Below are 7598 nucleotides of genomic sequence, written 5' to 3' on the forward strand. Positions count from 1 at the left end.
CTATTTAGGTCCCTCAATCTCTTCCAAGAGATCCGCGTACCAATCTTCTCCGTATTTCCTGACCAATGCGTCCTTAAGAAATCGGTAAAGCGGTACTTTCAAGCTTTGTCCCAACTGACAGGCAGGATCGCAAATATGCCAACGGTCGTAATTGAGCGCATCAAACTGCTCGTATTTAGTGACCCGGATCGGATAGAGATGGCAAGAAATCGGTTTTTTCCAGGAGATTTTTCCGTCGATGTAGGCTTGTTCGATTCCGCATTTGAGAATCCCCCGGTTGTCATATAAGGCATAAGCACATTCCCGGTTGTCACCGATTGTGGGAGTTCCTTTGTCCCCATCCTTATCAATTACCCAAACACCCTGCTTTTCAATTGCCTGGCGCCCTTCTTCGGTGATATAATCCTTGACAATCGGATAGATTTCCTCCAGGATTTTGGTTTCATCGTCTTCAAGCGGAGCACCGGCATCCCCTTCCACACAACAAGCACCCTTGCACGCCTCTAAGTCACACACGAAAAAGTTTTCTTTGATATCGTCCGACAGCACGGCATTTCCGACCAGAATCATACGCTTTATTGGTTTGGACAAAGGTAAAAATCTAAGTCGCCTAATCCTATTCCTCCTTTTTGGAAGTCTTCTTTCGGATATAAATGCCTTTTTTCAGTGTCGCCACCAATTCGCCTGACTCACCTCTGATTTCACAGGGGAATTCACAAATTGACTTTCCCTCCAGATCCACTTTCGTTTTGATCTCAGCCACTTCTTCTTTTGATAGTTTAAACTCTGCGAAAACGGTTCCTTTTCCGGGTTTGACAAATTCTATCGAAGCATATTTATCCCAAACGATGTAATCCTCTCCCAAATGAATGATGAGGATAAACATGAAAAACGGATCACACATCGAATAGAGCGATCCTCCAAATGCTGTTCCAACCAGATTTTTATTATACCAGGTCAGTTTGAGTCTGGATCGAAACATGGAGAAATCAGGCGCATGGTCCACTATTTTGATTCCTGAGAAAAAGTAGGGCGGATACCAATTGATCAAACGGATCAGGCGCTTGAATTTCCTTTGATTCGAATTTTTCATGAAAAAAGATAAGGGAAATATCTAAAAAAAGAACCGCCCCTTTCGGAGCGGCCCAACCCAGCACTATAAAGAAAGCCTTTAATACTTTAATAACAGGATAGCCTTTGGAATGTTTAAACCCATTGAAAAAACAGAAAATTAATTCAGCCCTTAGTAGACTTTCCTTTCTGTGAACAAACCTATCGGTAAAAATTGCCGTACTTTGCAGCGTGCAAGTCGTTTTGTCGCCGTCCTACCCCGATTGCTACCGGGGTCGGGAGGGAGGAAAGTCCGGGCAACACAGAGCGCCATACTTCCTAACGGGAAGGATTTCTATTGGTGACGATAGGAATACAGACAGGGCCACAGAAACAAACCGCCAATCGATACAGGGCTTGCCCTGAGTTTGTCGAAGGGTAAGGGTGAAAAGGTGGGGTAAGAGCCCACCGGTCCGGTGGTGACATCGGAAGCTAGGCAAACCTTATGGGTTGAAAGATCAAATAGGCCCCGGGCAAAGAGCTGCTCGTTCGATTCTCGTTCATTCGGGATTCCGGGGTGGGTAGATCGATGGATCCCGATCGCAAGGCCGGGACTAGATAAATGACAAAAACTCTGGGCTGATTTTATCGGCAAAGGGATACAGAACCCGGCTTACAGACTTGCACTTTTTTCTTTATTTTACGCTATGCCAAAGATTCTGATTATAGATGACGAGCGCTTTATACGCGCATCCCTTAGGGAAATATTAGAGTACGAAAAATTTGAAGTATCAGAAGCCCAAGACGGAGAAGAAGGCTTGGCCAAAATACAGGAAGAAGAATTTGACCTGGTGCTTTGCGATGTCAAAATGCCCAAAATGGACGGAATCGAGGTTTTGGATCATGCCAAAGCTATGGATCGCCCTCCTCAGTTTATCATGATTTCCGCACATGGTAGCATTGAGACAGCCGTTGAGGCAACCAAAAAGGGTGCATTTGATTTTATCCCCAAGCCCCCAGATCTAAACAGACTTTTGCTCACAGTCAGAAATGCGCTGGACAAAAAGCAACTGGTCACCGAGACTAAAGTGCTTAAGAAAAAACTCTCCAAAAAGTTTGACATGGTAGGTGAATCTCCTGCTATCGCCAGAGTAAAAAACACCATTGAAAAAGTCGCTCCTACTGATGCACGGGTTTTGATCACCGGACCAAACGGAACTGGAAAAGAACTTGTTGCCCACTGGATTCACCAAAAAAGCAACCGTCAGGCTGAACCTTTTGTAGCAGTCAACTGTGCAGCAATCCCTTCAGAATTGATCGAATCGGAGCTTTTTGGCCATGAAAAAGGAGCTTTTACTTCTGCTCACAAGCAGCGTAACGGTAAGTTTGAACAGGCCCAAGGAGGCACTTTATTTCTGGACGAAATCGGAGACATGTCACTTTCGGCTCAATCCAAAGTACTTCGGGCGCTTCAGGAAAATCTGATCAACAGAGTCGGCAGTGACAGGGACATCAAAGTAGATGTTAGGGTACTCGCTGCTACTAACAAGGATCTGAAAAAGGAAATTGAAGCCGGAAGGTTCCGCGAAGATTTATATCATCGGCTCAGTGTGATCCTAGTGCAGGTACCTGCCTTGAAAGACCGAAAAGATGACATTCCCTTGCTAGTGGACAAGTTTTTGGAGGATATCGCTATGGAAAGCGGAGATGCCAAGAAAAGCATCGCTAAAGATGCGCTACATATGCTGCAGGAATTTCCATGGACTGGAAATATCCGAGAACTCAGAAACGTAGTGGAGAGATTGGTGATTCTGGGAGAACCGGTAATCAGCCTCGAAGACATAAAAAAATATGCTGACTATTAAAGGTCAGCATATTTTTTAGATATTGGATTTTTGCGCTGTAGGTGCTTTTGCGTAGGCAGGGCAAGGTTTGCTGGAGGCACATGCTCCCAAAGCTAAAATCCCGACCAATAGTGCAATCGTGGCTAATCTTTTCATCTGTTTATAATTTGTTTTTAAAGGTCAGATGGAATCTCGCATGATGAATAAGCGTCACATTTGGTGATTACTGAGTCATGCTCGATTTCATAGGTCAATTTTTATGCTTTTCAAATATGTCTATTAAATCTTAAGATAGCAATTACTGCACCAACAAGTTGCAGCCTCGAATTTCAGAATTATCAAATCGCCCCAATACTTCCAGAAACCCATTTTCATCAAATCTACCCAGATCCTGGGTTTCAATAAATGCACAGGAATGGAAGTTGGCCAGATCAATCACGTTGATTCCGCCTTGTGATCTCGTTGACCAGCTGAGCGGATCATTCACATCCCGAAGTATAACGCGCATGGAAGCCGGAAGCGTATATTTTCCTTCCCCTTTTGAATAGGCTTGGGACATCAGTTCCGTCATTCCATATTCCGAGTGGATGGTTTTTACCCGGAAAAAGGATTTAAGATTATCATGAACTTCTTCCCTGATCATTTCTTTTCTCCTCCCCTTCATCCCTCCGGTTTCCATCACCATCAAGTTATCAATGGGAGAAAAAATCTTACCGGATTCTGCCAAATCCAACAGTGCAAAGGTCACTCCCAGCAATAAAACTTTTTTGGAACCCGTCTTCAGCAATTCCAATTTTTCGAGCAATTCATCCTGGTTGTATAAGTAAAATCCGGAATGCTCTGATTTGGATTCATCGATGAAATGCTTGGCCATAGACACCAAACTACTACCTGGCCGTTCAAGATAAGCAGGCAACAAAGCCAGTACATGAAATTCTGCCAGAGAACCATAATTTTTTTCAAAAATCTCTTGAGCATGCTTCAAATACCAAGGCTCTGACCAAATGAAATGTTTGCTAGTGATTATTCCGGTAGTCCCACTACTGGAATAAAATGAACTGAAATCGGAAGGTTTACCACAAACTATAGGAAAATCTTTAAAAAATCGAATCGGCAAAAATGGGATAGAATCAAGAGATTTAACGTCCTTCGGATCGATTCTCCGGGCATCTAAATAAGCCTTATAAACCTCATTTCCAATGGATTGAAATCTAAAAATGGTTAATGCAAGTTCTTCGAATCGGTCGCTTTCAATAAAGCTGAGCCTTTCCGAAAAACTTTTAAAATCTTGCATCGTTTTATAATTTGCGTTTTTACTGAGAAAAACTAACGTTATTTTAGGGAGTAAATTTACCTTCAGCCGATGCGATTCAAAAACTATTCAGGAATAATGTTGGTAACAGCGTTGAGCTGGACTTCCTGTATTAGTCCTCCGGACAATTTTCCGAGTATTCCTGCAATTGAATTTTCAACCATAGAGTATGTCCAAACTCCAGCTCAAGACTCTTTGATCGTGAGTGTCGACTTCAAAGATGCCGAAGGTGATCTGGGTTTGTCTTCAACAGATATCAACCCTCCTTTTAATCCTCTGATATACAAAAGGGATGCTGCGGGCAATCTCATCACTTATTCAAAACGACCACCTGAAGCTCCCTCTTACAATCCGATCGATTGGGTGGTGGATCCGATTATCAACAACACAGTGGTCAAAGACACGGTATGGGTGGAGCAAAATGAAGATCAGTACAATATTTTCGTGAGGTTTTACATCAAAAGAAACGGGAAGTTTACTGAATTCAGATGGCAAGATCCTCCGTTTTACACCACATTCAATGGCAGGTTTCCCAGAATCCTGACCACAGAAGAAGGCCAGGCTGTAGAAGGCAACATCAAATACAGAATGCTTTCCTCTGGCTGGGAGTCGATTTTTAGAACGGACACTCTCCGTATCGATGTGGAAATTCAGGATCGGGCACTCAACAGAAGCAATCAAGTTTCGAGCCCGGAAGTCACCCTCAGGCAAATCACCAGAAATACCCCATAAAATAACAGCCCCCAAAAAAATTGAGGGCTGTTATTTTATATCGAAGGAAACTTCTTCGGATTCATCTCATGCATCACCAGGTAGACTTTTTCAACTACATCGTCTACACTTGGCTTGGAAAAATAATCCCCATCTGAGGAATACGCCGGCCTGTGGGCTTTGGCTGCGAGAGTACGTGGTTCAGAATCCAAATATTGGAATACATCCTGCTCTTCGATGACTTGCTGAAGCATAAACGCAGAAGCTCCACCAGGAACATCTTCGTCTGCAAAGATCACCCGGTTTGTCTTTTTGATCGATTTCCCAATCACACCATAGGTGTCAAATGGCAATAACGTCTGGGCATCTATAACCTCAATCGAAATACCTACCTCAGCCAATTCCTCTGCAGCTTCCAGGACGATTCGGCACATGCTTCCATAAGTGACCACGGTCAGATCATTTCCTTCCCGGAGGATTTCGGGCTTGCCCAATGGCACGGTAAATTCACCCAAATTGGACGGCATTCTTTCCTTTAATCGGTAACCGTTTAGACATTCTACCACAATGGCAGGTTCATCGGAATCCAGGATCGTCTTATACATCCCTGCTGCTTGAGTCATGTCTCTGGGCACGCAGACAAGCATCCCTCTCAGTGAGGAGAGAATCATCCCCATCGGAGACCCTGAGTGCCAAACTCCCTCCAGTCTGTGGCCACGGGTTCTGACAATAAGGGGCGCTTTTTGGCCTCCTTTGGTTCGATAGAGAAGTGAAGCTAAATCATCCGAAAGCATTTGCAACCCATAAAGCAAGTAGTCAAGATACTGGATTTCGGCTACGGGTCTCAAGCCCCTCAGCGCAGTACCAATGCCCTGACCGATAATGGTGCATTCTCGGATTCCTGTATCAGCAACCCGATTTTCACCATACTTGGCCTGAAGACCGGAGAAAGCCTGATTTACATCCCCGATTTTCCCCACATCTTCTCCAAAGGCGAAGAACCGGGGATCTTTTTCCAAAGTATAATCAAAAAAGGCCTGCAGGATTTCGCGGCCATCCACCAGCGCAGATTTTTCATCATAACTGGCCGGAATTTCCTTGATCTTTTCGGCAGCCCATTCTGTCTGGCTGTATAAATGACTGTTGTAACGGTCAAAATTTTTGGATTCTTGAGCCTTATACCAGGCCTTAAGCCCATTCTTGACACCTTCCGAATCAAATCTTAAGATTAAAAGGGCTTTTCGAACTGTGGTGATTGCATCTTTTCGAATCGGATTGATGGTCTTCGAAAGATCATCTGCGAGTTGGAGCAATACCACCTTCCTGCTGCTTTTTTCAGCCGTAGTTTTCAATAAAGCAATCACTTCATTGATTTCATTCTTGATTTCACTAGCAAACTGATTCCAGGCAGCTTCCTTTTGTCTTTTGACTTCCGATTTGGCCTCATTTTCGATTTGGTCCAAAACCTCATCTTTGGCAATTCCTGAGGAAATGATGTATTCCCGAAACTTGGCAATGCAATCCCAATCTTTCTCCCATTGCAATCGCTCAGCGGATTTGTACCGCTCGTGAGAGCCTGAAGTGGAGTGTCCCTGAGGCTGCGTCATGTCCTCGACATGGATCATTACCGGAACATGCTCTCTTCTGGCCAATTGCCCGGCATGGTGAAAAGCTTGAACCAAAGCTTCGTAATCCCAACCTTTTACCCGGAGTATTTCAAATCCTTTTTCGGTCTCAGTTCTCTGGAATCCCATCAATGCCTCGGAAATACTTCCTTTGGTGGTATGAAATTCCTGAGGTACAGAAATTCCAAACCCATCATCCCAGATGGAAATCACCATCGGAACCTGCATTACACCTGCAGCATTGATCGATTCAAAAAACATCCCTTCTGAAGTGGATGCATTGCCAATGGTACCCCAAGCAACTTCATTTCCATTCACTGAAAACTGGGTGAGTTTCTTCAGTCCCTTATTTTCTCTGAAAAGTTTGGAAGCATAAGCCAATCCAAGCAGTTTTGGCATTTGTGCAGCTGTTGGAGAGATATCCGCAGCGGAATTGTACATTTTAGTCAGATCCTTCCAGGTACCGTCTGGATTGATCGAGCGAGTGGCAAAATGCCCGTTCATCAGGCGGCCGGCACTTGCTGGTTCTGCTTCCACATCGGCATGGGCATAGAGCTGAGCAAAATATTGCTGAACAGACAATTCCCCAAGCGCCATCATAAAAGTCTGGTCCCGGTAATATCCTGATCTGAAATCTCCGATCTGAAAGGCTTTGGCCATCGCAATCTGCGCCAATTCTTTACCGTCGCCGAAAATCCCGAACTTGGCTTTTCCCATAAAGACTTCTTTTCTCCCCATCAGGGAAGCATTACGGCTGGTAACGGCAACCTTGAAGTCATTTAGAATTTCTTCTTTGGATACTTGGTTTACTTCTGAACTTGGAGTATGCGTTTTGGAAAATGCCATAAGCGGTAATATTCTAAAGTTTACTTTGGGTATTGAAATCGACACTTAGCATGATCAAAAATAGCCAAAATAGATTTTGATGCAAATTTCAACTTTACATTTTAACAATCAATAATTTCGATTGAATTGCAATTAATTCATTTTTCTGAAATATTATTTCGAAATAATTCAACAAACAATCAATTTGTTTGAGAATCACGAATTTGTAAA

The 7598-nt window shown here is 43.7% G+C and carries 6 protein-coding genes and 1 other RNA gene; 3 read left to right on the top strand and 4 right to left on the bottom strand.

Translation table 11 applies throughout. The features are described 5' to 3' along the window. Positions 1-570, bottom strand: coding sequence for a DUF3109 family protein (locus tag B0E43_RS25775; protein ID WP_077346955.1), 570 nt, complete (start codon positions 568-570; stop codon positions 1-3). Between the two features lie 46 nt (positions 571-616). Then, on the bottom strand, positions 617-1093 hold the full coding sequence (locus B0E43_RS25780) for a PaaI family thioesterase (protein WP_077346957.1): 477 nt from the start codon (positions 1091-1093) through the stop codon (positions 617-619). A gap of 208 nt (positions 1094-1301) precedes the next feature. On the opposite strand from B0E43_RS25780, the gene rnpB reads away from it, so the two are divergent. Then, positions 1302-1742, top strand: an RNA gene (rnpB, locus tag B0E43_RS25785) — RNase P RNA component class A. A gap of 15 nt (positions 1743-1757) precedes the next feature. Further along, a complete protein-coding gene (locus B0E43_RS25790; RefSeq protein WP_077346959.1) occupies positions 1758-2915 on the top strand; it encodes a sigma-54 dependent transcriptional regulator in 1158 nt (385 codons plus the stop codon). Between the two features lie 277 nt (positions 2916-3192). On the opposite strand, the gene B0E43_RS25795 is transcribed toward B0E43_RS25790, so the two are convergent. Further along, the gene (locus B0E43_RS25795; RefSeq protein ID WP_077346961.1) at positions 3193-4188 is read right to left on the bottom strand and encodes an acyl transferase; all 996 of its coding nucleotides are present in this window, start codon (positions 4186-4188) and stop codon (positions 3193-3195) included. Between the two features lie 96 nt (positions 4189-4284). On the opposite strand from B0E43_RS25795, the gene B0E43_RS25800 reads away from it, so the two are divergent. Then, positions 4285-4938, top strand: a complete 654-nt coding sequence (locus tag B0E43_RS25800; protein WP_254423358.1) for a hypothetical protein — start codon at positions 4285-4287, stop codon at positions 4936-4938. Positions 4939-4973: 35 nt separating this feature from the next. On the opposite strand, the gene B0E43_RS25805 is transcribed toward B0E43_RS25800, so the two are convergent. Continuing rightward, positions 4974-7388, bottom strand: coding sequence for a thiamine pyrophosphate-dependent enzyme (locus tag B0E43_RS25805; protein ID WP_077346965.1), 2415 nt, complete (start codon positions 7386-7388; stop codon positions 4974-4976). Positions 7389-7598: the final 210 nt, after the last annotated feature.

The sequence above is a fragment of the Algoriphagus sp. A40 genome (genome assembly GCF_002002735.1).
In the GTDB taxonomy this organism is placed as follows: domain Bacteria; phylum Bacteroidota; class Bacteroidia; order Cytophagales; family Cyclobacteriaceae; genus Algoriphagus.